The 26,026-nt window shown below is 44.3% G+C and carries 24 protein-coding genes and 1 tRNA gene; 15 read left to right on the top strand and 10 right to left on the bottom strand.

The genetic code is table 11. The features are described 5' to 3' along the window. Positions 1 to 60 precede the first annotated feature (60 nt). Both ACTJIX_RS12455 and ACTJIX_RS12450 read left to right on the top strand, forming a co-directional pair. Positions 61 to 516, top strand: a complete 456-nt coding sequence (locus ACTJIX_RS12455; protein WP_004973749.1) for a helix-turn-helix domain-containing protein — start codon at positions 61 to 63, stop codon at positions 514 to 516. Further along, positions 506 to 1,072 (top strand): IS630 family transposase, encoded by a 567-nt coding sequence (locus tag ACTJIX_RS12450; protein ID WP_121533679.1) that lies wholly within the window; start codon positions 506 to 508, stop codon positions 1,070 to 1,072. Before ACTJIX_RS12455 ends, ACTJIX_RS12450 begins: the two co-directional genes overlap by 11 nt. A 267-nt stretch (positions 1,073 to 1,339) precedes the next feature. Here ACTJIX_RS12450 and ACTJIX_RS12445 read toward each other — a convergent pair whose 3' ends face one another. After that, complete coding sequence (locus ACTJIX_RS12445) at positions 1,340 to 2,026, bottom strand: response regulator (protein ID WP_004891477.1); 687 nt, start codon at positions 2,024 to 2,026, stop codon at positions 1,340 to 1,342. A gap of 12 nt (positions 2,027 to 2,038) precedes the next feature. Further along, positions 2,039 to 3,694 carry a sensor histidine kinase efflux regulator BaeS gene (gene baeS / locus ACTJIX_RS12440; RefSeq protein WP_440611482.1) on the bottom strand — a complete coding sequence of 552 codons (1,656 nt, stop codon included), beginning with the start codon at positions 3,692 to 3,694 and terminating at the stop codon, positions 2,039 to 2,041. 136 nt (positions 3,695 to 3,830) lie between these two features. Between baeS and ACTJIX_RS12435 the strand changes: the two genes are divergently transcribed. From ACTJIX_RS12435 to ACTJIX_RS12425, 3 genes are all read left to right on the top strand, one after another. Then, positions 3,831 to 4,460, top strand: a complete 630-nt coding sequence (locus ACTJIX_RS12435) for a hypothetical protein (RefSeq protein WP_111810324.1) — start codon at positions 3,831 to 3,833, stop codon at positions 4,458 to 4,460. Between the two features lie 328 nt (positions 4,461 to 4,788). After that, positions 4,789 to 6,591: an acyl-CoA dehydrogenase C-terminal domain-containing protein gene (locus ACTJIX_RS12430; protein WP_004891469.1), complete on the top strand. Its 1,803-nt coding sequence runs from the start codon at positions 4,789 to 4,791 to the stop codon at positions 6,589 to 6,591. A 170-nt stretch (positions 6,592 to 6,761) separates the two neighbouring features. Next, positions 6,762 to 8,543 (top strand): acyl-CoA dehydrogenase C-terminal domain-containing protein, encoded by a 1,782-nt coding sequence (locus tag ACTJIX_RS12425; protein WP_004891467.1) that lies wholly within the window; start codon positions 6,762 to 6,764, stop codon positions 8,541 to 8,543. Positions 8,544 to 8,597: 54 nt separating this feature from the next. Here the strand turns inward: ACTJIX_RS12425 and ACTJIX_RS12420 are convergent, their stop codons facing one another. Then, positions 8,598 to 8,804 (bottom strand): hypothetical protein, encoded by a 207-nt coding sequence (locus ACTJIX_RS12420; RefSeq protein WP_004891465.1) that lies wholly within the window; start codon positions 8,802 to 8,804, stop codon positions 8,598 to 8,600. Positions 8,805 to 8,985: 181 nt separating this feature from the next. On the opposite strand from ACTJIX_RS12420, the gene ACTJIX_RS12415 reads away from it, so the two are divergent. Further along, entirely contained in the window at positions 8,986 to 9,480 is a 495-nt protein-coding gene (locus tag ACTJIX_RS12415) for a phosphate-starvation-inducible protein PsiE (RefSeq protein ID WP_004891463.1), read from the top strand. Between the two features lie 215 nt (positions 9,481 to 9,695). Here the strand turns inward: ACTJIX_RS12415 and ACTJIX_RS12410 are convergent, their stop codons facing one another. After that, positions 9,696 to 10,118 carry an RcnB family protein gene (locus tag ACTJIX_RS12410; RefSeq protein ID WP_004891459.1) on the bottom strand — a complete coding sequence of 141 codons (423 nt, stop codon included), beginning with the start codon at positions 10,116 to 10,118 and terminating at the stop codon, positions 9,696 to 9,698. 181 nt (positions 10,119 to 10,299) lie between these two features. Here ACTJIX_RS12410 and ACTJIX_RS12405 point away from each other — a divergent pair, with 181 nt between their 5' ends. After that, positions 10,300 to 10,752 carry a hypothetical protein gene (locus ACTJIX_RS12405; protein WP_163165025.1) on the top strand — a complete coding sequence of 151 codons (453 nt, stop codon included), beginning with the start codon at positions 10,300 to 10,302 and terminating at the stop codon, positions 10,750 to 10,752. A 165-nt stretch (positions 10,753 to 10,917) separates the two neighbouring features. Here the strand turns inward: ACTJIX_RS12405 and ACTJIX_RS12400 are convergent. Next, positions 10,918 to 11,004 (bottom strand) — tRNA-Leu (locus ACTJIX_RS12400). A 168-nt stretch (positions 11,005 to 11,172) separates the two neighbouring features. Here ACTJIX_RS12400 and queA point away from each other — a divergent pair. The 8 genes from queA (at position 11,173) to secF (ending at position 19,425) form a co-directional block, all read left to right on the top strand. Then, a complete protein-coding gene (queA, locus tag ACTJIX_RS12395) occupies positions 11,173 to 12,207 on the top strand; it encodes a tRNA preQ1(34) S-adenosylmethionine ribosyltransferase-isomerase QueA (protein WP_248603572.1) in 1,035 nt (344 codons plus the stop codon). A gap of 15 nt (positions 12,208 to 12,222) precedes the next feature. Further along, positions 12,223 to 13,251 (top strand): hypothetical protein, encoded by a 1,029-nt coding sequence (locus tag ACTJIX_RS12390; protein WP_048881975.1) that lies wholly within the window; start codon positions 12,223 to 12,225, stop codon positions 13,249 to 13,251. A 24-nt stretch (positions 13,252 to 13,275) separates the two neighbouring features. Then, the gene (locus ACTJIX_RS12385; RefSeq protein ID WP_163165019.1) at positions 13,276 to 13,842 is read left to right on the top strand and encodes a LemA family protein; all 567 of its coding nucleotides are present in this window, start codon (positions 13,276 to 13,278) and stop codon (positions 13,840 to 13,842) included. Between the two features lie 111 nt (positions 13,843 to 13,953). Continuing rightward, on the top strand, positions 13,954 to 14,769 hold the full coding sequence (locus ACTJIX_RS12380) for a DUF4303 domain-containing protein (RefSeq protein WP_440611481.1): 816 nt from the start codon (positions 13,954 to 13,956) through the stop codon (positions 14,767 to 14,769). A gap of 159 nt (positions 14,770 to 14,928) precedes the next feature. Further along, positions 14,929 to 16,059 carry a tRNA guanosine(34) transglycosylase Tgt gene (gene tgt, locus ACTJIX_RS12375; protein ID WP_004816067.1) on the top strand — a complete coding sequence of 377 codons (1,131 nt, stop codon included), beginning with the start codon at positions 14,929 to 14,931 and terminating at the stop codon, positions 16,057 to 16,059. Positions 16,060 to 16,161: 102 nt separating this feature from the next. Beyond that, positions 16,162 to 16,491: a preprotein translocase subunit YajC gene (gene yajC, locus ACTJIX_RS12370; RefSeq protein WP_004816064.1), complete on the top strand. Its 330-nt coding sequence runs from the start codon at positions 16,162 to 16,164 to the stop codon at positions 16,489 to 16,491. Between the two features lie 52 nt (positions 16,492 to 16,543). After that, on the top strand, positions 16,544 to 18,442 hold the full coding sequence (gene secD, locus ACTJIX_RS12365) for a protein translocase subunit SecD (protein WP_004891415.1): 1,899 nt from the start codon (positions 16,544 to 16,546) through the stop codon (positions 18,440 to 18,442). Positions 18,443 to 18,450: 8 nt separating this feature from the next. Beyond that, on the top strand, positions 18,451 to 19,425 hold the full coding sequence (gene secF / locus ACTJIX_RS12360; protein ID WP_171058629.1) for a protein translocase subunit SecF: 975 nt from the start codon (positions 18,451 to 18,453) through the stop codon (positions 19,423 to 19,425). Positions 19,426 to 19,474: 49 nt separating this feature from the next. Here secF and ACTJIX_RS12355 read toward each other — a convergent pair whose 3' ends face one another. The 5 genes from ACTJIX_RS12355 to cysM form a co-directional block, all read right to left on the bottom strand. Continuing rightward, positions 19,475 to 20,125, bottom strand: a complete 651-nt coding sequence (locus tag ACTJIX_RS12355) for a hypothetical protein (RefSeq protein ID WP_004891409.1) — start codon at positions 20,123 to 20,125, stop codon at positions 19,475 to 19,477. 103 nt (positions 20,126 to 20,228) lie between these two features. Continuing rightward, positions 20,229 to 22,538, bottom strand: a complete 2,310-nt coding sequence (locus tag ACTJIX_RS12350) for a RelA/SpoT family protein (protein WP_103800337.1) — start codon at positions 22,536 to 22,538, stop codon at positions 20,229 to 20,231. A 44-nt stretch (positions 22,539 to 22,582) separates the two neighbouring features. Then, positions 22,583 to 23,959 (bottom strand): 23S rRNA (uracil(1939)-C(5))-methyltransferase RlmD, encoded by a 1,377-nt coding sequence (gene rlmD, locus ACTJIX_RS12345; protein ID WP_262478751.1) that lies wholly within the window; start codon positions 23,957 to 23,959, stop codon positions 22,583 to 22,585. Between the two features lie 6 nt (positions 23,960 to 23,965). Continuing rightward, a complete protein-coding gene (locus ACTJIX_RS12340; RefSeq protein WP_004891401.1) occupies positions 23,966 to 24,784 on the bottom strand; it encodes a 3'-5' exonuclease in 819 nt (272 codons plus the stop codon). An 18-nt stretch (positions 24,785 to 24,802) separates the two neighbouring features. Beyond that, complete coding sequence (gene cysM / locus ACTJIX_RS12335) at positions 24,803 to 25,732, bottom strand: cysteine synthase CysM (RefSeq protein ID WP_004891398.1); 930 nt, start codon at positions 25,730 to 25,732, stop codon at positions 24,803 to 24,805. Positions 25,733 to 26,026 lie beyond the last annotated feature (294 nt).

Here is a 26,026-nt window from a genome sequence, read left to right as displayed (position 1 = left end):
TAAGTTGACAAAAATAACTAATCATGCGAAAAAGTTTTTTTAGTTAACAGATGTTCACACATGCCTCGAATTGTTTCTGTACCACTTAGTTTAGAACAGCGAGAACGACTCATTTTTCTGGCCAAGCATGCAAAACATTGGCGTGAAAGACAACGTGCCCAAACTATTCTCTGGCTTTCTGAAGGTAAAAGTGTTGCGGAAGTTGCCACTCTACAAGAACGTATCCCAGAAACCATAAGGCTACAACGCCGACGTTGGGAATTGTATGAGTTTGAATCGATTAAAGAAGGTCATCGCTCAGGTCGGCCCAATACATTGATCTCAGACTATCAGGCGAAAATCCTAGATTGGGTCAATACAAGTCCACTCAATGCAGAACAAATCCGAGTCAAACTACATGAAGAATACGAAGTGTCCGTGTCTGTTGAAACCATTCGTAAGTTTTTACGTGATTCAGGTATGGTCTTCAAGCGTACCCGTCATAGCTTGAAAAAAAAGAGATCCGATTGCATTTGAACAAGCAACACAGCAGATTGAAAAATTACGAGAGCAAGCGGCACGTGGTGAAATTATATTAGGTTATGTTGATGAAACAGGGTTTTCATCTACACCTGATAACCGCTATGCGTGGACAAAGATAGGTGATGTTCATGCGGTTGATGCAATAAGATTAAAACGAGTTAATGTCATGGGGTGTTTGCTTTCAACGGGGAAACTGGTGACAAGTTGTTTACAAGAGTCTGTTACAAGCACTTGGTTTTATGCCTATTTAACTGGAATAGCTCAACAAGTAAAACAGACTTATAACCTTCCATTGGTTCTTATTGTTGATAATGCCTCGATTCATAGAAGTAAAAAGATGGCTGATTACAGAGAGCTACTTAAAAGTAACTTTTCGACGAATTTGTATTTTATTCCAGCTTATAGCCCTGAGTTAAATCGAATCGAGATGGTATGGAAGCAGATGAAATATTATTGGCGAGATTTTCAAGTCATGACAGCTGATAAAATAGAGCAATGGGTGGAGAGAGTATCAAACCAATTCGGAAAAGAATACATGTTTACTTTTTAATGACAGCTTACCGAGTCTAGTGCTAATCAGCTAACTCATAAATTTAAGTGATTAGTTCTTAAACTTTTATTTTTTATTTAGAAAGGTTTCTTTCATTAGATATTTACATATTCAGGTATCAATCTTCTATTCCTCACCAATTCAGATATTCATTTAAGTTGCTTCTATCGTGCTATTTTTATAGTAAAACGTACCACAGTATTCTTTAGTGAATAAAAAAGCGAATAGAGAAAATCTATTCGCTTTCGTGATTTCCTTGAACCAGAGTTAGTCCTCAGGATATTCAAAACGGTAACCCACACCATAAACTGCCTGAATCCACTCATGACGGTTACCCGTTTCAGCAGCCTCGGAAATCTTGCGGCGCAGGTTCTTGATATGACTATCAATCACACGGTCTGCCACATCGAAGCTGTCCGGGTTAATATGATCCAGCAACTGCGCACGTGAATACACCTGCCCCACATGCTCTAAAAACAGTTCTAGTAAACGGAATTCTGTTGGGGTCAGGTTTAGCGCTTTTTGCTGATACCAGATGCGCTGTTGCGATTTATCCATACGGAACAAATCATTGCTTTCCGGTTCGGCTTTACGATCCAGACGGCGTAGAACTGCCTGCACGCGCGCGACCAGTTCCTTCGGACTAAATGGTTTACAGATGTAGTCATCTGCACCCATATTCAGGCCGAGTACACGGTCAATTTCTTCAGTACGTGCCGTTACCATAATAATCGGTAGATCGGACTGCTCACGCACCTTACGACAGATGGTCAGGCCATCCATACGTGGCACCATCAGGTCCAGAATCATCAGGCTCGGCTTACGTTGAGTGAAACTGTTATAAGCTTCCTGTCCATCATGAAACATGCTGACTTCAAAACCAGCAGCTTCTAGATAGTCTCGCACCAATTGTGCAAGTTCGACTTCGTCTTCAACCAGCATAATGTGTTTCATGAATAAACTTCCTTATGATTTTATTTGTTTAGGAAAAGTCAGTTTGCAACGTAATCCACCAAGTGGCGAATGATCGAAGCTTAAACTTCCACCTAATGCTTGCGTAATTTTACACGATAATGCCAAACCCAGTCCGGTACCACCAGTGGCACGGGTACGCGAGTCATCTACACGATAGAAACGTTCACCTATTCGGGCCAGCTGTTCATCGGTCAGACCAAACGGACTGTCATCGACATATAAGGTCCATTCTTTGTCATTCTGTTCAGTATGAATATGTACCTGTCCACCCGCTTCAGTATAGCGAATACTGTTGCTCAGCAAATTGGCCACGATCTGTTTAAAGCGGTCCAGATCTAGCTCTACGTCTGCGCCTTCACCTTCCGCAGTCACAGTTAATTGCGCCTGTTCAAACTTTGGATGGAAGTTCATTAATTCCTGCTGTACCACATCCCATGGATTAATCGTACTGACGTACATCTGTAATTGCTGGGCATCAGCCTGTGCCAAGGCTGCCAAATCTAGAGTCAGTTTTTTCAGGCTGGTCACCTGTGCCAGCATCGAAGCAAAATGTTCTGGAGTTGGCTTACGGATTCCATCCTGCATCGCTTCAATCTGTGCCTGCAACACGGCTAGTGGTGTTTTCAGCTCATGCGAGGTATCTGCTACCCATTGGCGACGTGAAGTCTCATGTTGATTGAGAATGACAGCTAATTGATTTAACTCATTGGATAAATCACCCAGCTCATCATTGCGGTTGACTTTAACCTGATGCTGATAATTGCCTTTGGTTAACTCACGTGTACCTTGCAACAAGCGTTGAATCGGCTTTTTGAAATAAGTCGCTAACAGAAGTGCAGCGATCAGACTGGTCAGGATACTGAGGCCATATACCAGGAATAGGTAACGTTTCTGATTACTAAAGAAATTGATACTTAATGCATCTTCCTGATCCAGTACCGGTTTTAGCCCCAGGTAACCGACAATTTTATCGTCTACCATAATCGGGCGATAAGAAATCTGCTCATCGGAAGGTTCACCCACGACAAAACGGCGTTTGGCATCATAAAGAGATAAACGTGAGCTCAGACCCATACGGTCAGGCATCTGGATAAACTGTTTTTTACCCGCTTGCGGCTGTGTTGTTAACTGCGAGCCATTTTTACGATCAGTTCTAAATAGGTTCTGATTAGAACTCAGCGGGAACTTTAAACCTTCAAAAGGCTGAAACTGCGAAGGTAAATTTGCTGCCAATACACGTAGTTCTTCCTCATTTACAGTACGCTGTTCAGCATCTGTGCCCATCAGGCTTGGTGCTACATTGGCTAGGGTGTGATCCTGAAAATAACGTTGCTGTAAGGCAATATCATACTGACGACGTAACCACCAGCGTGACAGACGGTCATAATCATCCGGCGCTGCCTCACCTTCGATCTGTAGAATCTGAGCCTGAATTGCATTGCCCCAGTCATTATAAACGCCATAGACTTCGGCCAGGTTTTCAATGACATGATCCAGTTTCTGCATTTCCACATCGGCAACATAGCGAGTGAAATTACGCTGCATGTTGAGATGAAGCACACCGAGACTCACCGTGGTAATCACCAAGGTGGTAAACAGCACTGTTAAAAACAGCCGGAGTGCAATCGGAATGCGGCGAATATTCAAAAGCAGATTCTCAGTTTTTCCTCTAGATTCATTATTGTAGCGAACACAAGCTGAAAAAACTCTTCATTGTTTCTTCATCTTTATTGTTTATTCTTTGCAACATACAGATCAGGCTCGTGGCTTGGAGACAAATACAATGAAAGCAATGACAAAAATCATCGTCCTGGGTGCAAGTGTGTTATCAATGGGGGCATTGACCGCGTGTCAATCGACTAAGCATGCACCAAGTGAAGATCATCCGCAAATGATGAAACATCAACAAGATCATATAGGTCGTCATCTGACTGCAGAACAGCGTGAACAGTTCAAGCAAATGCGTGCACAACGTGCGCAGCTGCATAAGCAAATGCAACAGGCCTGTGATAACAAAGCTGTTGGCAGTACAGTTCAGGTGAAAGCCGGTGATAAAACTGTAGACGGTATTTGTCAGATCTCTTTCAAAGCAGACCGTAAAGATATGAAAGCTGCGCGTGGCGAGTTCCGTGGTATGAAAGGTGAACATCGCCCAATGCGTGGTGACTTTCGCGGAGCATTAAACCGTGGTGAAGCACTGACTGATGCGCAACGTGCGGAAATGGTAAAACAGTTCGACCAGCGTCTGGCTCAACGTCAGGCACAGCAAAAAGCTGCTGTTCAGGCCTGTCAGGGTAAAAAAGATGGCGCAGCTGTACAGCTCAAAATAGGTGAAAAAACCATTAATGGTCAGTGTCACGTCCGTTTCCAGCCAAATGCTCCAGTTAAAGCACCAGCCGTTAAGACTTCTTAACTGAACGTTTCAAATTTATTGTTAAAAAGGCACTTCCGGGTGTCTTTTTTTATGCGTGTTGATTGTTAGAACTAAGTCTATATAAGTGTGCAGGTTTTTGACCATTCGTGTCAGATATTTTTTTATAAAAACGTTTACACTCAATATACTTAAGATTTCAAGGGTAATTATCTTTGACTTTACAGTCACCAAGAAATAGCCTTGAAATGCTTGTGCCAACAAGGAAGATGTTGCACGATTAGACCATGTCAATACGTGTCAATGAAGGCACGTTTCAATTTAATTCAGGATTATAACGCTGGTATAAACCAGTATTGAGGAAACCGATATGCCACAATACAAAGCGCCACTACGTGATATGCAATTTGTTTTGCATGAATTATTAAATGCTGAAGAACATTATGCAAAACTCCCTGCATTCTCTGGAAACGTAAGCCGTGAGTTAGTTGACCAATATTTAGAAGCTGCTGCAGACTTCTGTGAAAACGAATTATCTCCTTTAAACCAGGTGGGCGACCGCGAAGGCTGTACCTGGAACGATGGTGTAGTCACCACGCCGACCGGCTTTAAAGAAGCGTATCAAAAATATATCGAACTGGGTTTCCCATCGCTTTCTGCTGAAGAGCAATATGGCGGTCAAGGTCTACCTGTTTCTTTAGGAAACGTGATTTCAGAAATGGTAGGTACAGCAAACTGGGCATGGGGCATGTACCCAGGTCTATCTCACGGTGCGGTACGTACCCTTGAGCACCACGGTTCTCAAGAACAAAAAGATACCTATCTGCCAAATCTGGTATCAGGTGTCTGGACCGGAACCATGTGTTTAACCGAATCTCATGCAGGTTCTGACTTAGGTATTATCCGTACTAAAGCTGAACCACAAGCAGACGGTAGCTATGCAATTTCTGGCGAGAAAATCTTTATCTCTGCTGGTGAACATGACATGGCAGAGAATATCGTGCACATCGTATTGGCACGTTTACCAGGCGCACCTAAAGGTACTAAGGGTATTTCTTTATTTATCGTACCAAAGTTCAATGTAAATGCAGATGGCTCTTTAGGGGAGCGTAACGCAGTTCGTTGCGGTTCAATCGAACACAAAATGGGGATTCATGGTAACGCAACTTGTGTGATCAACTTTGATAACGCGAAAGGTTTCTTGATTGGCCCTGAAAACCGTGGTCTAAACTGCATGTTCACGTTCATGAACACTGCGCGTATTGGTACAGCCGTTCAAGGTCTTGCAGCATCTGAAGGTTCTTTCCAAGGTGCATTGGCTTATGCCAAAGACCGTGTGGCAATGCGTTCACTTTCTGGCCCGAAAGCCCCTGAAAAAGAAGCAGATCCAATCATTGTGCATCCTGCGGTACGTAACATGCTGTTGACGCAGAAAGCATTTGCAGAAGGTGGTCGCGCACTAGTGCATCTGTTGAGTCTACACGCAGATATCGTTGAACAAGGTGCAACTGAAGAAGATCGTAAATTCTCTGACAACATCTTGTCTTTATTGACGCCAATTGCCAAAGCCTTCCTGACCGAAACCGGTTCAGAAGCTGCAAAACACGGTGTACAGGTGTTTGGTGGTCACGGCTTTATTTCCGAGCACGGTATGGAGCAAATCGTACGTGATACACGTATTGCTTGCTTATACGAAGGTACTACTGAAATCCAAGCACTTGACTTGTTAGGTCGTAAGGTTCTGGGTACGCAAGGCGCGATGCTGAAAGACTTCACCAAGATCATTCACAAATTCGCAGAAGCCAACAAAGACAACGCAGCAATGCAAGAATTTGTTGAACCGCTTGCAGCGCTGAACAAAGAATGGGGCGATTTGACCATGCAAATTGGTATGCGTGCAATGCAAAACCCTGAAGAAGTCGGTGCTGCGGCAGTTGATTACATGTATTTCTCTGGCTATGTAACGCTTGCTTACCTATGGGCTCGTATGGCACTGGTTGCACAAGAAGCCTTGGCTGCGGGTACTACCGATGTCGACTTCTACAATGCCAAAGTAACCACTGCACGCTTCTACTTCAAGAAGATCCTGCCACGTGTACGCTCGCATGTTGACGTGATTGCGACTGGTGTAGAGCCGTTAATGAGCCTGGATGCGGAACATTTCGCATTCTAAGCTGATGCAATTTTAAATGCAGAAACAAGGAAAAGGACGGTTACTTTTAAAGCGTCCTTTTTCTTTATAAAGCGTTACAGAATTAACCTTTAGTCGTCTAATAATAAGATTTTTAATGCATTAGACTGACTCAAAATCAATCGATTCAAACAAGAAACAGGTGACCCACTATGCCAATTTATAACGCGCCACTTGCCGATATGAAATTCATCCTGAACGATGTATTCAATGCTGAACAATTCTGGCAAGCCAATGAAAATTTAGCCCATTTAGACGCTGCAACAGCAGAAGCAATTCTTGAAGAAATGGCTAAATTTGCGCAGAACGTCACCCTTCCATTGAACCGTACCGGTGATGAAGAAGGCGCGAAATATGAAAATGGCGCTGTGACCACACCTGTAGGCTTTAAAGAAGCATTCAAACAATATGCTGAAGGCGGCTGGATTGGCCTTGGTGCTGATGCTGAATGGGGCGGTCAGGAAATGCCAAAAATGCTGACCGTTCTGTCAGATGAAATGCTTTTCGCTACTAACCCCTCTTTCATGCTGTATCCATTGCTGTCTGTCGGTGCGGGTATGGCATTGAACAGCTATGGTTCTCAAGCGCAAAAAGAAACTTACCTACCAAAAATCTATTCTGGCGAATGGTCAGGTACCATGTGTCTAACCGAACCACATGCGGGTACTGACCTCGGTATCATCAAAACCAAAGCTGAACGCAATGGTGATGGTACTTACAGCATTACCGGTACCAAAATCTTCATTACTGGTGGTGACCACGACCTGGCTGAAAACATTATTCACCTGGTATTGGCAAAAACACCGGATGCGCCTGCGGGCTCTCGCGGTATTTCCCTGTTCATCGTGCCTAAATTCCTTGTGAATGAAGATGGTTCGATGGGCGAACGTAATCCGGTAGGTCCAGGTTCGATTGAACACAAAATGGGGATCAAAGCATCTGCCACTTGTGTCATGAACTTCGACGGTGCCAAAGGTTATCTGGTAGGTAAAGAAAACGAAGGTCTGGCAGCCATGTTCGTAATGATGAACTATGAACGTCTGTCTATGGGTATCCAGGGCCTAGGCGCTTCTGAATTCGCTTACCAAAATGCGGCACAATATGCGACAGATCGTCTGCAAGGCCGTAGTGCTTCTGGCGTTCAGTCTCCAAACAAACCAGCAGACAGCATTCTAGTACATGGCGATGTCCGTCGTATGCTTTTAAATGTGCGTGCAAACAATGAAGCCTCTCGTGCATTCGCTGTGTACGTTGGTCAACAGCTTGACATCACCAAGTTCTCGACTGATGCAGAAGCAATCAAGAAAGCCAATGATCGTGTTGCACTGTTAACACCGATCGCGAAAGCGTATCTGACTGATACAGCCTTCAATGCAACACTTGATGCACAAATGGTCTTCGGTGGTCATGGTTATATTCGTGAATGGGGTATGGAACAGTGTATCCGTGATTTACGTATTTCACAGATTTACGAAGGAACTAACGGTGTTCAATCACAAGACTTGATTGGCCGTAAGACCATTAAATGTAATGGTGAATTTATTGCTGAATACATTCAGGAAATCCGTGATTTTACCAATGCACTGGATGCTGACCTGAACTTCATTAAAGATGCGACCCTTGATGCGGCTGCAGAAGTTGAAGCAGTAACCCAGCATATTATTGAAGCTGCGAAAGAAAATCCAGAATATGCGAATGGTGCAGCAGTAGATTACCTGCATGCAGTAGGCCTGTTGAGCTTCTCTTATATGTTCGCGCGCATTGCCCATGCTGCGAAAGATAAACAAGGTGAGTTCTATCAGAACAAACTGGGTCTTGCTCGTTATTTCGTACAACGCATTCTGCCTGAACTGGCACTGCGTATTACTAAAGTCAAAGCAGGTTCAGAAGCATTAACACAGTTCTCTGAAGAATACTTCACAACTCAGTCTTAAAATATTTAAGCCATAAAAAACGCCTGCAATTGCAGGCGTTTTTTTATTATGCTTTTAAACTTTTTCGATCAGAATCGTATCTGGCTGATTGGCCACCTTAGGATTCAGATGCTTGTTCACAATTCGGATTTCCCCTTCAGACTGCAAAGATTCACACAACTCTAATACTTTCTGCATGTCATCACTTTTAATCCCTGTACCCAGAATTAATTTTTTGCCTGTTTCTAATTGATTAATCTTATTTTGGATTTTTTCTAACATCTTTTTTCTCCCTCATTATTCGATGTATAACTTCTACAATATAGCAATTTGGTATGAAAAAAGTACACTTTTTCATCTTTTTACATTTTTATTTTCCATATTTTCATTTTCTTTGCATGAAATTTGCAGAAAATTTCCTAAGATTTATAAATCATTTATTTTTAATCAGGAGGACATAGTGATGAAACCTAATTCCAAAGCCAAGAAAATAGAAGCCCTCCTCGACCGCGGCGGTAATCTTGCCGTAGAAAGTTTTCATTATCTCGCCCTGTTCATTATTGGCTGTATGGTGATCTGGTCTGCCGGTCATACCGTCATCGACATTTTGACAGTCAAAAAATTTGCCAGTATTGATGACATTCTGCTGTTATTTATTTATCTGGAATTAGGCGCGATGGTGGGTATTTATTTTAAAACCAATCATATGCCAGTTCGATTCCTGATCTACATTGCGATTACTGCGCTGACACGTCTCTTGATTTCTGATATTCAACACACGCATAAAGCCAGTATGGATCAAGTGATTATTACGGGTTCTATCCTCATTTTGGCTTTCGCCATTTTAATTGTGCGTTATGCATCCTGGAACTATCCATCAATTATCCGAGACAAACATACTGAAAAACCAGTTCCTCAAGGCAAGACCCCTCGCCCTGAAGATGATGAGTTGGCATAAAATGTTTTATTCATAACTGTATTGAAGAATCCTCTCTTCCTTTGGGAGAGAGTTAGAGAGAGGGACTTAATGTATACGTGTCAATTTCATTTAGAATTTGAGAAACATATTATTCCAGATCACCTCTCCCTAGCCCTCTCCTCACCGGTGAGGAAATTATTTTGTTTTTTTGAGTTATTGACGCATAACCGCAGTATCTCTTCATTCAGGGCGGTTTAACGATTATTCACCAACACATAACGTCCATTTTCATAGATCCAGTGCATTCCAGTAGGCGGATCAGGCAGACCCAAACGGCGCCAGTCATTGATCAGTACATAACGTGAGCTTTCAATATGTGCCACGTTCGGATCGCCATTTACCCAGCTATAGCTGGTCGAGTTTTGATAAACAGTGGTCGGTGCCTGATAACGAATACTCACCCCATTTTGAATCGGTGGATGGCCCCACTGATTCGGATAATGATGTGCAGGCGGTCGCGGACGCTGCGGATAATGCTGCTGTGGTGGGCGTGGGTGCTGCGGGCGTTTATAAGTCTCTTTGCTGGTATAGCCGGCCCAGTTATTTCCTGCTACAGCTGGGACAGAAGCTCCAAATAATAGTGCAGCTAGACAGGCGCTGGACAAGATGATTTTCATAGGAACTTCCTTTGATAGGTTTGCCTATATTTTATACAGAATTTACGGAGGAAATATGAATTTATCCAGTTATACCACAAGGTTTTACAGCCGATAGTGAAAAGACATTTGTGCTGCGGCTCAGGTGCTGCGTGCATGCTTTGTGCTAAACTTTGATTTTCCGAATTTTGAGTCCAACATCGTGTCCGATTTAAGTTTTGATCGTTTATATGAATATTTCTGTAAAGTCCCAAGTGTTCAAAAAAACCTGATTGATAGCTATGGATCTGATGGCAAGCAGGCATGGTGGTTCAAGTTTCGTATTGATGTAGACCATCCGCTGGCTTGGCAAACTGTACAGGAACTCGGTCATGTTCTGAATTATATTTCTAAGAATGAACGCCTGCCAACGCAGTTTTTACCGGTATCCCCTCCTCCGTATATGAATGGTGAAGCGAAGGATTTCCTGTGCTGGGTGATTCAATGCAATCATACAGATTTCCCGCCGGATGTGGTATGTGACTGGTTAGAAGCACGCCTGCCGAATCCGGTGGATGATGAATCTCAATGGAAAATCAAAACCGATATTGCTGAACTCGACCAGATGTCCGATAAAGATTTGGATAAACTGGTTCCACCAAATCCTGCACCCTAAAGCTTTTGAAATAAAAAAATCCCTCTAAATTTAGAGGGATTTTTTTATAGCAAAGAATTCATTTAACACTTTAGTTACTGAAATTAAAGGAATTAAAATAGTTAAATTAAATATCAGGCAATAAAAAACCCCAAGACTGAATATGCTTAGGGCTCTTTAGAATTTTGGTCCCGAGGGTCGGACTCGAACCGACACGTCATCGCTGACAGTGGATTTTGAGTCCACCGCGTCTACCAATTTCACCACCTCGGGAGTGGATGAAAGGTATATTACCCGGTTTCGATCAGATGTCAACGCAGATTCTCTGCATTTGTTTAATTTTAAAACAAAACTCATTTTTTTGATCTATAAAGCTGCAATTTCCTCCCTGAAAAAGAAAAAAGTTTATACTAAGCCCAGTTTTTATTACCGTAACTTGTCATGCAACTTTCTGATTTTAGCTTTGATCTCCCAGATGAGCTGATTGCTCGCTATCCGCTTGAACAACGTAGTGCTTCCCGCCTTTTACACCTCGATGCTGAAGGTCAATATCATGACCACCAATTTACCGACATTCTGGATTTATTGAATGAAGGTGATTTATTGGTACTAAACGATACTAAAGTGATGAAAGCACGCCTGAAAGGTAAACGTGCTTCAGGTGGTGCAGTTGAAGTTCTGGTTGAACGCATGATGGATCAGTTCATCGCGCACTGTCACATTAAAGCCAGCAATACACCGAAAGCCGGTGCTGAACTGTTTATTGGCCCAGATGTCGTTAAAGTGACTGTTCAAGGCCGTCATGAGAATCTGTTTGTTGTGGAATTCTCCCAGCCGATTTTAGATGTCCTGGATCAATACGGCGCCCTGCCTATTCCACCTTACTTTAACCGTGAAGCAGAGGCGATTGATACAGAACGCTATCAGACTGTCTTTAACGACCCGACTAAAATTGCCAGCGTTGCCGCCCCGACCGCATCATTGCACTTTGACGAAGATTTATTGAAAAAGCTGGAAGAAAAAGGCATTCAAAAAACGTTTGTGACCCTGCATGTGGGTGCAGGTACGTTCTTGCCGGTTCGTACCGACAATATTGAAAACCACATCATGCACAGTGAATGGTGTCAGGTCTCTGATGAATCCATGGCCCTGATTAAAGCCACCAAAGAACGTGGCAATAAAGTCATTGCTGTCGGCACAACAGCGACTCGCGCGACTGAAAGTGCGGCACAGGCCAATGGCGGTGAACTCAAAGGCTGGACTGGTGACACCCAAATCTTCATCTATCCTGGATATGAGTTTAAAGTGGTCGATCGTCTGATTACCAACTTCCATTTGCCTGAATCTACCCTACTGATGCTGGTCTCAGCGTTGTCAAATCGTGACAATATTCTAAATGCCTATAAGCATGCCGTAGAAAGCAAATACCGCTTCTTCAGCTATGGTGATGCCATGCTGATTGATCAGGCTAAATAATTACAGGACCCATCTATGCCGATCGATGCAGTGCAACGCTCCATTCATATTCGTCGTAAGAAAAATGAAGTGGTGTTTAAAAATATCGATCGGCTGTGGCACTTATCGAGTGATGCCAAAAGCCATCAGGACATTCTTAATGGCTTGCATCCATGGCAAGGTTCAATTTCTCTAAAGTTTGAAAACACCCTGCCGTGGTTTTTGGCACTCTTTGGCTTGATGCAAGTATTCAGCCTTATCATTGCACCGCACAATTTCTGGCTGCAATGCAATTTTGCCTTGGGTTTTGGCATGTTGTTTTGGGCCTATCTGATTTATGAGCAAGAGCGCTCCATCAATGATGTGATTGAATATTTAGAAGAACGTGTGCTGACACATAAATATCATCTCCACTTTCAACAACAGCCACAACATATTTCAATGCCACTTAATCCTCGGCAATTTATTGGCAATTTAAAACGCCTTTTTCCTGTATTTGAACGTGGCTCATTACGCAATGACATCTCACGTTATGCCAGCACCACATGGTTAGATGAAAATGAACAAGAACACCAAGTCTTGTTGTTTGAATACCACTATGTAGATGAAATTAAAACCATCGACAAAAATGGCAATACCGTCAAACTCATTGAACAACATAAAAATTTGTGGGGTGCATTTGTCTTTGATGTCTCTGTGCAAGGGCTTGCCATTAGCACATCAAGACGTCCATTCCCCTCACCTTATCGCCATCCTTGGCATAGCAGTGATATACGCACCAATCAGCGTTTAAAATTTTATGGCACAGATCCCATGCAAATGGCAAAACAGCTTAGCCCGGGTTTTGTGCTCCGATTAAGTCAATTTTTCCAATACCGTGAAGGCGATCTTATTTTTCATCCCCAACAACGTGTGCTGTGCTATTTAGGGCCACATGACATTTTTAATGCGCCTGAACGCAAGCAAAATATCCAAGATATTTCTGCATTGCGTGGACATCTGAGAACGTTTAAATTAGTAGAACTGGAAAAGCTGCAAACTGACCTGATTCAGTTTTTAAAATAATTATTTTCTCTGGGGACTGCTTTTATGGGATTTGTTGTTTTTGTCATTATCCCGATTCTGGTGATTGTTGCCATCATCATGATCCGCAACAGTATCGTACGTTATCATAATGCCACAATTCGTGCATGGTCTGATGTTGCCAGCTATGAACGGCAGAAACTGAAAATTCTGGATGGCCTGCAACCTTTGGTCGAGCAGTATTCCAGTTTCGAAAAAGGCACGCTGGAGAAAGTGACTGAACTGCGTCAGAACATCATGAACCTGAATATTAAAGATGCCGATATTGGGCAGTTACAGCGCATTGAAAGCCTGAACCGGGAGCTGATGCATAATCTGAATGTGGTGATCGAAAACTATCCTGAATTGAAAGCCAATGAAATTTATCTGAAAATGATGAATGAAATTGAAGAACAGAATGAAAATGTCGGTGCCGCAATCAGTATCTATAATCGTAATGTTGAACTGTTCAATAACCAGATTCAGGTTTTCCCGCATAATATAGTCAATAACATGCTGCTACAAAAGAAAGCTGTGCGTCCCTTCCGCGATCAGGCCGTGACCCAAAGTTTTGACTATCGTCCGAATTTTTAAACCCTGACGTATATTTATGCGATGATAAGAAATATCCAACTGCCTTAGCGATGAATCAGGAGATTCCAGCTAAGGCACTTTGCTTCAAAATAAAAATAAAGAATTAAAACTATGCTGGATCATCTCGATACCTTAAAGGAAGTCCTGATCAAGGAGTTTTATCAACTCTATGATCATTATAGTGACGACGGAATATATGCCTGTAGCCTGGTCTTTGACGAGTTTCTGCGAGTGGATTACCTCGCCATATCAACCGAACGTAGTATTTTTAATGATCAGGAAGATCGTGCACAGTATCTGCCTGAAACTGAACGCTGGAATGCAGCGAAATGGCGTTACCGTACCGTCCACAGTTCTAATAACGGTATGACGCAGTTTCGTGCACTGCTGGACAGCTATTTCAAGAACCAGCATAGTTTCGGCAACCCTTTGCTGGAACATAGCAAGACCGATCAGGCCAATACGCTGGATGTACTGTTAAAGCTCTTTCAACAGGCACGTGATGCTTTAGAACAGGATTATGGCTTGGACTTAAACCGGATTGTGTTTTTTATCCATATGCCAACACAGCCACAAATAGAATTCCAATCGGCTATTTCTCTAAATCAGGAAAGTCCATTAAGACAACAGTTTCTGTTCAGCAAACAGCCTGCCAATCAACCTGCCATGTCAAAGTCATTTAAGCTAAACCAGAACGATAAAGATCTGCTGATTGATCTGGCGCAGCTGGTCAAGTTAGAAGCTTATGATTATTTACATGTTGCCCATCAGGCCTATTTACTGACCCTGGAACCGCATTTTGTCGATGCCAATTTTTATATCCAGAAACTGATCCAGCATATCGCAGCGATGGCAACTGAAATTGATGGCAGTTGTGCCATGACACAAGCGGAAATTCAGGAGCACATCAGCCAGTTTGAACGTTAGATCACAAGCTTATTCTTCATTTTTTATTCATACAGGCAACATAAATAAAACAGCCCGGACTGGATGGAGCGCTGGTGTTTACGGTCAGAATCAAGGAAAATAGCCGGTTTTAGCATTAACAATCAGCGAACTGTTTTTTCGCCTTGATTTGGAACTCCTATGAAGTTTGAAAAATTAGCGCAGTCGGGCCGTGCCCGTCGTGGCCGTTTAACGCTTGAGCATGGCGTGGTTGAAACCCCAATGTTCATGCCGGTGGGGACTTATGGCACGGTAAAAGGCATGTTGCCTCGTGACATTAAAGAAATTAAGTCTCAGGTAATTCTGGGCAATACCTTCCATCTGTACCTGCGTCCAGGTCTGGACGTCATCCGTGAACATGGTGGTCTGCATCAGTTCATGAAATGGAACAACCCGATCCTGACCGATTCTGGTGGCTTCCAGGTGTTCAGCCTCGGTGCGATGCGTAAAATCAAGGAAGAAGGCGTGACCTTCCGCTCGCCGATTGATGGTTCCAAAGTATTCCTGTCTCCTGAAATCTCGATGGACATTCAGCACACCCTGAACTCTGACATCGTGATGATTTTTGACGAATGTACGCCTTATCCGGCAACGCATGAAGAAGCACAGAAATCGCTGCAACTGTCTTTACGTTGGGCCAAACGCTGTAAGACTCAACATCACGACGTACTGAAAAACCGCAATGCCCTGTTCGGGATTATTCAAGGCGGTATGTACGAAGATTTGCGTGATGAATCCTTAAAAGGCCTGCTTGAAATTGGCTTTGATGGTTATGCCATTGGTGGTCTGTCTGTTGGTGAACCGAAAGAAGAAATGATCAAGGTGCTGGATTATCTTCCAGAGAAAATGCCGGAAGACAAACCACGTTACCTGATGGGTGTCGGCAAACCGGAAGATATCGTGGAAGCAGTACGCCGTGGTGTCGACATGTTCGACTGCGTAATGCCAACCCGAAATGCACGTAACGGTCATTATTTTGTGACCGGCGGTTTAGTACGTATCCGTAACGCGAAATACCGTCATGACCAAAGTCCGCTTGATCCAGCCTGCGATTGCTACACTTGCCAAAACTTTAGCCGTGCCTACCTGTTTCACCTGGAGAAATGCGGTGAAATGCTAGGTTCTATGCTGGGTACGATTCATAACTTGCGCTATTACCTGCGCCTGACTGAAGCGATGCGCGAAGCACTGGATCAAGGCACATTCGAGCAATTTGTTGAGGACTTTTATGCCCGCCGTGGCATGCAAGTGCCGCCTTGTCCTGAAGATTAATCTTTCAGTATTTGCGCTAAAGAAAAAGACAAGGTAAATTGCAGAACAAGTCAATTTATTATCATTCAGTTAATTAACCATTTTTAGTTTAGGAAAATGTAAATGAGCCTATTTATTTCGACTGCTCACGCTGCAGGTGAAGCTGCACAACAACCAAGCCTGATGGCGAACCTTTTGATGATTGCGGTATTCGTAGCAATCTTCTATTTCCTGATCTGGCGTCCTCAATCTAAACGTGCCAAAGAACATCGTGCACTGATTGAAAGTCTGGGTGTTGGTAGCGAAGTGGTATTTGCAGGCGGCTTAATGGGCAGAATCACAAAAATTGAAGGTGACTTTGCTGTGGTTGAACTCAACCGTGGCGTAGAAGTAAAAGTTCAGCGTGCGAGCGTGGTCTCAGTACTTCCTGAAGGCACTTTAAATAACATTTAATCAAAAGAAGTCGTGCTCCCTGCACGACTTTTTAATTTTAAGAAGAAAACAAATGCGTTACCCAGCATGGAAATATGTACTGATCCTGGTTGTCCTGGCGATCAGTACATTATATGCCCTGCCTAGTTTGTATCCAGATGAACCTGCCGTACAGATTTCGGGTGCCAAAGCCGGCACTCAGATCGATGCGGGCATCGTACAAAGAGCAGAGCAATTATTAAAAACTGAAAATATTGCAACTCATGACAACAGCTTCAGCAACAATGCGGCCTTACTTCGTGTTGATTCTAGCGAAGCACAGCTCAAAGCCAAGGAAGCACTGCGTCGCGGCCTGGGCGATGATTATGTTGTAGCATTGAACCTTGCACCAACAACACCAGAATGGCTGCAAAAAATTGGCGCCAAGCCAATGAAGCTGGGCCTGGATTTACGTGGTGGTGTTCACTTCCTGCTAGAAGTGGATATGGACAAGGCGATTGCGCAGCGTATGGAAACATCGGCAACTGACCTGCGTCGTCAATTACGTGATAACAATCTGAAATTCAACAGCCTGACCCTTAGCAACAACACCATTACCATGCAGTTTGCCAATAATGATGATCGTTCTGCGGTAATGGACTTTCTGCGCCGTAATGACAATGAGTTCACCCAGCAGGCTGTAGCGACGGATACCGGATCTACCCTGCGCCTGAACTATACCGATGTGCGTAAGCAGGAAATTGAAAGCTATGCAGTCAACCAGAACTTAACCACACTACGTAACCGTATTAACGAGCTAGGTGTGGCTGAAGCACTGGTACAAACTCAGGGCAGCAACCGTATTGTGGTTGAACTTCCTGGTGTTCAGGATACTGCTGAGGCAAAACGTGTCCTTGGCCGTACTGCAAACCTCGAGTTCCGTCTGGTCTCAGATCTGAACGATCAATATATCGATCCATATACGGGTCAGGCAGCAGGTACATTGCCCCCTGGTACTGAAGCATTTGCTTATGAATCTCTGGACAGCGGTCGTCAGTTATTGCTGAACCGTACCCGTATTCTGACGGGTGAACGTGTTCAAAATGCCTCAAGTGGCTTTAGCCAGGACACTGGTGGTGCTGAGGTGAACATTACCCTCGATGCTGCGGGCGGTAAGCTCATGTCGGATGCCACACGTAATGCCGTTGGCAAACGTATGGCTGTACTGTTCATCGAGAACAAGCAGAAGATCAGCTATGTTGAAGATCCTGCAACAGGTCAGCAAACTGAAGTTCGTACGCCATATACCGAATCTGTGGTAATTAACGCGGCAACCATTCAGGCGGTATTGGGCTCTCAGTTCCGTATTACCGGTCTGGATTCTCCACAGGAAGCATCTGAACTTGCCTTGATGTTACGTGCCGGTGCACTGGCCGCGCCAATGTACTTTGTTGAAGAACGTGTGATTGGTCCAAGTCTGGGTCAGGAAAACATTGATAAAGGTGTATTGTCTACCCAAATCGGCTTTATCTTGGTGGCGATCTGGATGGTCGTGTTCTTCCGTCTGTTTGGTGTGATTGCCAACTTTGCGCTGGTATTTAACCTGGCGATGATCCTGACAGTCATGTCATGGATTGGTGCTTCGCTTACCCTTCCAGGTATTGCCGGTATCGTGATTACCATTGGTATGGCGGTCGATGCCAACGTCCTGATCTGTGAACGAATACGGGAAGAAATGAAATGGGGCGCTTCGCCGAAACAGGCGATTGTGGCCGGTTATGACCGAGCCTATAACACCATTTTCGACTCGAACTTAACTACCTTCCTGGTGGCGTTCATTCTGTTCGCGATTGGTACCGGCCCGATCAAAGGCTTTGCCGTGACCCTGATGATTGGTATTGTCTGCTCGATGTTTACAGCAATTACTGTAACTCGTGCGATTGTACAGATCATCTATGGCAAAAAACGTAACTTGAAAAAGTTGAGCATTTAAGGAGATCACTGATGACTGAGAATACTCAACCTAATTCAAAACAATACGGCCGCCCGGATCACGAACGTGTTATCCCGTTTATGAAAATTGCTTTGCCTGCGGCATTGTTTTCAATTTTATTAACGGTTGCCAGCATCTTCTTTATTGCCACTAAAGGCTTGAACCTGGGTCTGGACTTTACTGGTGGTGTGGCAGCAGAGCTGAACTATACTAATCCGGTTCAGCCAGAATCAGTTACTCAGGCATTGAGTGAAGCTGGTTTTAATGATGCTGTGGTACAAACCTTAGGGTCAGATCGTGACCTGATGGTGCGTATGCCTGTTCAGGAAGATGTTGAAGCAGAAGACTTGACCAAAGCCATTACCACAGCAGTTCAGCTGCCAGGTAATGCAGCTGAAGTACCAAAAGTTGATGTGGTTGGTGGTCAGGTCGGTAATGAGCTGTACGTGCGTTCTGCAGGTGCGGTTGCCCTTGCCCTGCTGCTGATGCTGGTTTATGTCACCATCCGCTTTGAATTCAAGCTGGCGATTGGTGCAGTACTGTCCTTGTTCCACGATATCGTGGTGACACTGGGTATCTTTGCCATGATGCAATGGCCATTCGACCTGACCGTACTGGCAGCGTTGTTGGCGATTATCGGCTTCTCACTCAACGATAACATCGTGGTCTCTGACCGTATTCGTGAAAACTTCCGTAAAATCCGTGGTGCTGAACCATTGGAAATCATCAATATTGCCTTGACTGAAACTTTACGTCGTACCATTCATACCTCTATGACGTTATTGCTGGTAGTCGTAGCCATGATGATCATGGGTGGTGATGGTTTGAAATGGTTCTCGATCGCAATGTTTGTTGGTGTTTTTGTAGGTACCTATTCATCCATCTATATCGGTACAGCCTTTGCTTTATGGCGTGGCCTGAACCGTCAGGATTTCATTGTGCAAGTGAAACCTGAGTTTGAGGAAGAAAACGAAATTCCATAATTTCAGCCTTCTTTTAAAATATGAAAAGCCCATCTACAGATGGGCTTTTTTATCGCCGTTGAATCTGTTCTGGATGCAGGATGGCGATCACTACCTCAGCTTGCTGAACGTCCTGTTTCTGAAAACGAACCTGACGTTTGCCATCCAGACTTTGACATTGTAACTCCTGCTCAGTTTCTCGCTGTAATTCTAAAATTAAACAGAATTTATTGATGAACTGTATGCAAAGCCAATCAGCTGTTTGAGCTGACTGCTGACGGTCACATAGCAACCACCAACCCGATTTTAGTGTAGGTGCATAGGCTTCACCATTAATCTGTATCGCATAGTGATTCGCCTGCAACTGAATAGTAGGCTCTATTTCATAATGAACAGCATTCAGAGGCTTTAAGCAAAACAGTTCCTGCTCCACCGCCTGCATGCTATATAAATGAGGAACCAGAGTATTTTTTACTTGTTCTATCTGAAGCTCTTGCTGATCCAGACTCATGGATTTCAAGCCGAGTTGCTGTTCCAGTTCCCGAGCCGCCTTTTCTCCAATCTGGCGCTTGCTATTCAGTAACTGAGCGACATAAGTCGCAGACAGGCCATAATATTCACAGATCTCTTTGCCTGTTTTAAAGCGCTGACTGGCAATCCATTGATCAATGATCCTGCTCAGATTTTCCCGTCTACGTTCAAATAGTTCTGTCGTACTCATCGCAATTGGGTGACTTCATTTTTATTAAGTGCTACTGAGCACCTTACAATAAAAAAGCCCACCAATAAATGGCAGGCTTTTCTAGACAAATTAATCAGTAGATTTAATTACCTTGTACCAAACGACGGGCACTGATAATCCCTGGCTGCTGTTCTAATCGAGCCAGCAGTTTGGACAGCTGGGCCAGACCTTTGACTTCGATCAATAGTTTCATATTGGCAATACCATCAGCTTCTGAAATGGTATTTACCTGACGGATATTGATCTGATCAGAGAAGATCACTTGCGTCAGATCTTTGAGCAGGCCACGGCGGTCATAAGCTTCTACTACAATCTGGACACTCTGACCACGGGTTGGCTGCATTTCCCAATCAGCTTCTACGGCACGTTCTGGTTCCTGCGAAATCATACGCACATAATCCGGACACGCCACCTTATGGATGCTTACTCCACGATTGAGCGTGATATAGCCCCCAATCGACTCGCCATGTACAGGCTGACAGCATTGCGCCACATGTAGTTCAACATTGTCTAAGCCATCAATCAGAATACCATGAGCAGACAAAGTATGACTGGCACGTGGATTCAGCGCCGGCTTCAGTACCAGTTCAGGTTCATCCTGATCCAGGTGCATATGGCGATTCACCTGATTGATCAGCGCATGCAGGCTGATATCGCCATTTACGATACCAATCAGAATGTCTTCGCCACTCTTCACATTAAAGTGATTGCAATAATCGCCCAAGTCGATCGATTTCGGGTGAATTGCCAGACGTGAGAGTTCTTTATTCAAAATCTCACGGCCAACTTCCAGATTCTTGCTGCGATCCTGCTGACGGAACCAGTGACGTAACTTGTCACGTGCACGTGCAGTCTTGATATAACCAAGCGAGTTCACCAGCCAGTCACGGTTTGGCTCACGGTCTTTTTTGGTCAGAATCTCGACCTGTTCCCCGGTTTTCAGAGTATAAGTCAGCGGCACATAGCGCTGGTTCACTCGTGCGGCATAGCACTTGTTACCCACTTCGGTATGGACATGATAGGCAAAATCCAAGACTGTTGAGCCACGCGGCAATTCTTTAATATCTCCATCGCGGCTAAACACATAGATTTTCTCAAAGCCTTCAAAGTCTTGAATCTGTTCAAAATTCTCAACTTCTGCCTCAGAATCTTTATGTGCACTGGCATCATTACGTTCCTGGTAATGCTCCAATACGGCACGTAAAGAATGTAGACGATGGTTAAAGGAATGGTCTGTGGTTTTTGCCCCTTCCTTATAGTTAAAGTGTGAACATACTCCTAACTCTGCCTCTTCGTGCATGTGATAGGTACGAATCTGCACTTCAAGCGATTTGTTTTCTGCAATTACGGCAGTATGCAGTGAGCGATAACCATTGGCTTTCGGATTGGTAATATAGTCGTCAAACTGGTGCGGAATATGACGCCAGATCTGATGTACGATACCTAAAGTGTGATAACACTCAGGTACTGAATTTACCAGGACACGTACAGCACGGATATCATAGAGCTGATCGAAGCTCAGATCCTTACTCTTCATTTTTCGATAAATCGAATAAATGTGTTTGACCCGACCGGTAATTTCGGCCTCAATGCCATGCTCAGCCAGTTCACCACGCAACTTGTCGATCACAAACTGAATATAATGTTCACGCTCCAAGCGCTTTTCATTCAGTAAAGAAGCAATTTCTTTATAACGTTCTGGTGCCAGATAACGGAAGGCTAGATCTTCCAGCTCCCATTTCAACTGGGCAATACCAAGACGATGGGCTAGTGGCGAGTAGATGGTCAGAATTTCACGTGCAACACGTTCCTGACGGTCTCGAGGTGATTTCGCCAGTTCACGCAATGCATAGGTACGCTCGGCCAACTTGATCAGTACCACACGGACATCTTCGGTGACTGAGATCAGCATCTTGTAAATGCCGGTCAAATGCTCGCGCTGGTTATTATTGAAATGGTCTTCCAGACGTTTGTTATTTTCAATCAGCTCGGACAGCTTACCCATCGACAGAGTGCCTTTCACCAGGCCATGTACACTCTCACCGAATTTCTCCAGTACGTCTGCAAGCGGTGTGACACCTTCACGTACCGAACGATACAGCATGGCTGCAGACAAAGTGTCTTCATCGACATGCAAATGGGCAAGGATATCCGCCATCTCAATACCGGTATAGAAAGTATTGGAGCGATGCTGAACCGTGGTTTCTAACTCATTTTCTAAAGTAAGATGGGCGACTTCTTCGAGCTGTTTTAATGGGGTCCCATCTAATATGCCGCGTACACGATCTAACCATTCGGTCATATCCTGCAGGGCTTGATCGGCATGTTCTACAGTCGCCTCCTGTGACAACTCATTCAGTCGCCCAGGCAGCTGTTCACGTACTGTGACCATACCATTCTCCTACTTTTATATACATCATCTCTTTAATCGTTTATTTAATTTTCTTTTTCGAACAGGGCAATCGACTCAACATGGCCCGTATGTGTGAACATATCCATCACACCTGCCCTGCTCAGACGATACCCCTGTTGTACCAGCAATCCGGCATCTCTGGCTAGAGTTGCCGGGTTACATGATACATAAACGATTCTTTTTGCACCAAACTTAGGAATATATTGCATCACTTCTTCTGCGCCGGAACGAGGCGGATCAATTAGTAATGCATCAAAACCCTGATTTGCCCAAGAATGATGCGAAAAATCCTGGGTTAAATCCTGCGAATGGAATGAAAGTTGTGCAATACCATTTATTTTGGCATTTTCCGCACCACGTTGCACCATTTCTTCACTACCCTCAACACCTACGACGCTTCCACTCGCACCAACACAGCGCGCCAATGGCAAGGAAAAGTTTCCTAATCCGCAAAACAGATCCAGAACACGCTCTCCTGGTTGTAGTCGTAGCAAATCACATGCCAGACGTATCATCTGCGGGTTTACTGTGGAATTGACCTGGGTAAAATCTAGCGGATCAAAGCCAAACTCAACATCAAAATCATCCAGACGGTAATGCAGCCGCGCAGGCAATTGCGGTTGATCAATACGCGTCAGTTGGTTTTGACCTGCTGGCTGAATATAAAGCTGCCACCCCTTCTGTAACGCAAATTCGCGTAATTGGTTGACATCCTGTTCAGGTAATTGTGCAGTTTCACGAACTACTAATGCGATTTCCTGATCACCCATGGCCAATTCTATATGACCAACGTCAGCCTTACCATTTAGACTTTGGAGCAATTGTTTAAGACGTGTAACCGAGCCAAACTCCCGATCCAGAATCATGCAGCGATCAATCGAAGTCAGCTTGTTACTTTGGCTTTCACGGAATCCCACCACCAGCTTGTCTTTACCAGGTAAATAGCGTACGCCAATACGGGCTTTACGACGGTAATCTTCACGCTGTGAACGCAATGGCGCCAGCCATTCATTTGGCTGAATTCCAGCAAAATGTTGCAGATGCGATTTCAGCACATTCTGTTTGAGCTCAATCTGTGCATCCGGAGTGATATGCTGCATATTGCAGCCACCACAACTTCCAAAATGTGGACAAGGGGGCTGTATGCGAATTTCTGAGGCTTCACTCAACAATTCAAGCGAGTCAGCTTCTTCCAGCTTTTTCACTTCACGGGTGATTCGGGCACGCACTGTTTCACCGGGCAGTGCATAACGAATAAAAACTTTTTTACCGTGCTTGTCCGCTGGATGGTCCGGATGTGAACCATAGTGAGCAATGCCACGCCCCTCGTGCGATAGTGACTCAACCTGGAAGATGTATTCGGGTTGCTGCTTGGGCCGTGGTTGAGCTCGATGTTTCATGAAAACCTAATGTGTGGAGATGGGAAAATCAAATTGAGTAAATTCAGTCCGTCGCGACGTTTCACGCCAGACCGATAAAAAGTCCGCATGCTGCGGTTGCGTTTGCAAATACTGGATCGTACTTTGTACCAGATGTTGATAATCAGGCAGCAATAACTGTCCCTTTAGCAACTGCCAGCGAATATAGACCAGCCAGGTATTCAGGACATCACCTTCACAATAGCTGGTGAGCTTGTCCCATTCCTGATTGCGCACATATTCAGGCACATGGTAGCCACCATCGCCACGCTTGCCTGGATAACCGAGCAAGTGCGCCACGTCATCCAATTTCTGGAAATGACGGGCATGAAACATGGCCATCACATCCATCAAATCGACATGACGCTGATGGTAGCGGTTCTGATAATTATTATAGCGCTTTTGCGTATCAATTTCGCCCTGATCAAACAGACTTGGCGCAGACAAGCCATGGTACATGGCCCGGTAAAGAATCACGGGCAAATCAAATTGTGAACCATTCCAACTCACTAGGGTTGGATGACGCTTATCGAAAATCGATAAAAATTTTCGTAAAATTTCAGCTTCTGAATTCTGTTCCCGACTAAAGGAAAACAGTTTCATGCCCTGCTCATCAATCCACAGTCCGGAAATACAGACAATTTCATGTAGTGGCAGACGCTGAAAATCAGAACCCGATTCCTGACGACGCAGTTTGGTCAGGGCCTGATCCAGGCTTTGTTCCGGCAGGTCCAGGCCAAACAGATGTGCGCCTGACTTAAGATCGGTCTGGGTTTCAATATCAAACGTTAAAACAGGCAAGCGCATAAATTGATTACTCAGGAATTATTCAGGATCTTGTACAGAGAATAAACCTGTAGACAGATAACGGTCACCACGGTCACAAATAATGCACACGATTACGGCACCTGGATTTTCTTCTGCCAGCTTGATTGATGCCCAGACTGCACCTCCGGAAGAAGTTCCAGCACTGATCCCTTCTTTTTGTGCCAGCTTGCGCATGGTTTTTTCAGCTTCAATTTGTGGAATATCGATAATACGATCCACACGGCTACGGTCGAAAATGGTTGGCAGATACTCTTCTGGCCAGCGGCGGATCCCCGCAATACTTGAACCGTCAGAAGGTTGTAAACCCACAATCTGAATATCCGGATTCATCTCTTTCAGGTATTTAGATACACCCATAATAGTACCGGTCGTACCCATCGAGCTGACAAAGTGAGTGATCTTGCCACCCGTTTGCTGCCAAATTTCCGGACCAGTGGTCAGATAATGCGCTTCAACATTGTCCGGATTACCAAACTGGTTTAGGACCAGGCCTTTGCCTTCGTTTTGCATTTGCAGTGCCAGATCACGTGCACCCTCCATGCCTTGCTCTTTGGTCACTTCAATCAGTTCGGCACCGTAAGCACGCATGGCATCCTTACGTTCCTGACTCATGTTATTCGGCATGATCAGCTTCATTTTGTAGCCGCGCATTGCCGCAACCATCGCCAATGCAATCCCTGTATTTCCACTCGTCGCCTCAATCAGGGTGTCACCTGGCTTGATCTGACCACGCTTTTCCGCCTGCATGATCATGTTATAGGCCGGACGATCTTTCACCGAACCTGCAGGATTATTGCCTTCGAGCTTTGCTAACACTGTCGCTTGAGTGTGATTTGCCAGACGCTGTAGACGTACCAGTGGCGTTTTGCCTACGTAGTAGTCCAGTAAAAATTCGTCTGCTTGAAAATCAGGGGTTGTATTACTCATTATTTGCACCTATGTCGAGGTGCGGCTATTGTATGAAAATTTGCATTTCCCTGCACCCATTTAGCCAGTCTTTTTCAGAAAACCGATCAAAACTCGTGCAGCATGGTCTAAAAATTAAAAAACATTATTTCTGTCAGTAGCTTATTTGTAAATTAAACGCTGTTATTTCAATATTTCTCAGGTCAATTTCAGATTTAAAAGCTTTCATTTCTTAGCATTTTATACGCTATCTATTTGAATATTTTTCATATCCAGATTTATTCTTAAAAAGTCTGTTTAATTTGATATTGCGAA

It is taken from the genome of Acinetobacter sp. 22323 (assembly GCF_052044895.1).
Classification (GTDB): Bacteria; Pseudomonadota; Gammaproteobacteria; order Pseudomonadales; family Moraxellaceae; genus Acinetobacter; species Acinetobacter schindleri.
The sequence above is the reverse complement of the archived record's forward strand: the minus strand, read 5'-3'. Positions and strand labels throughout refer to the sequence as shown.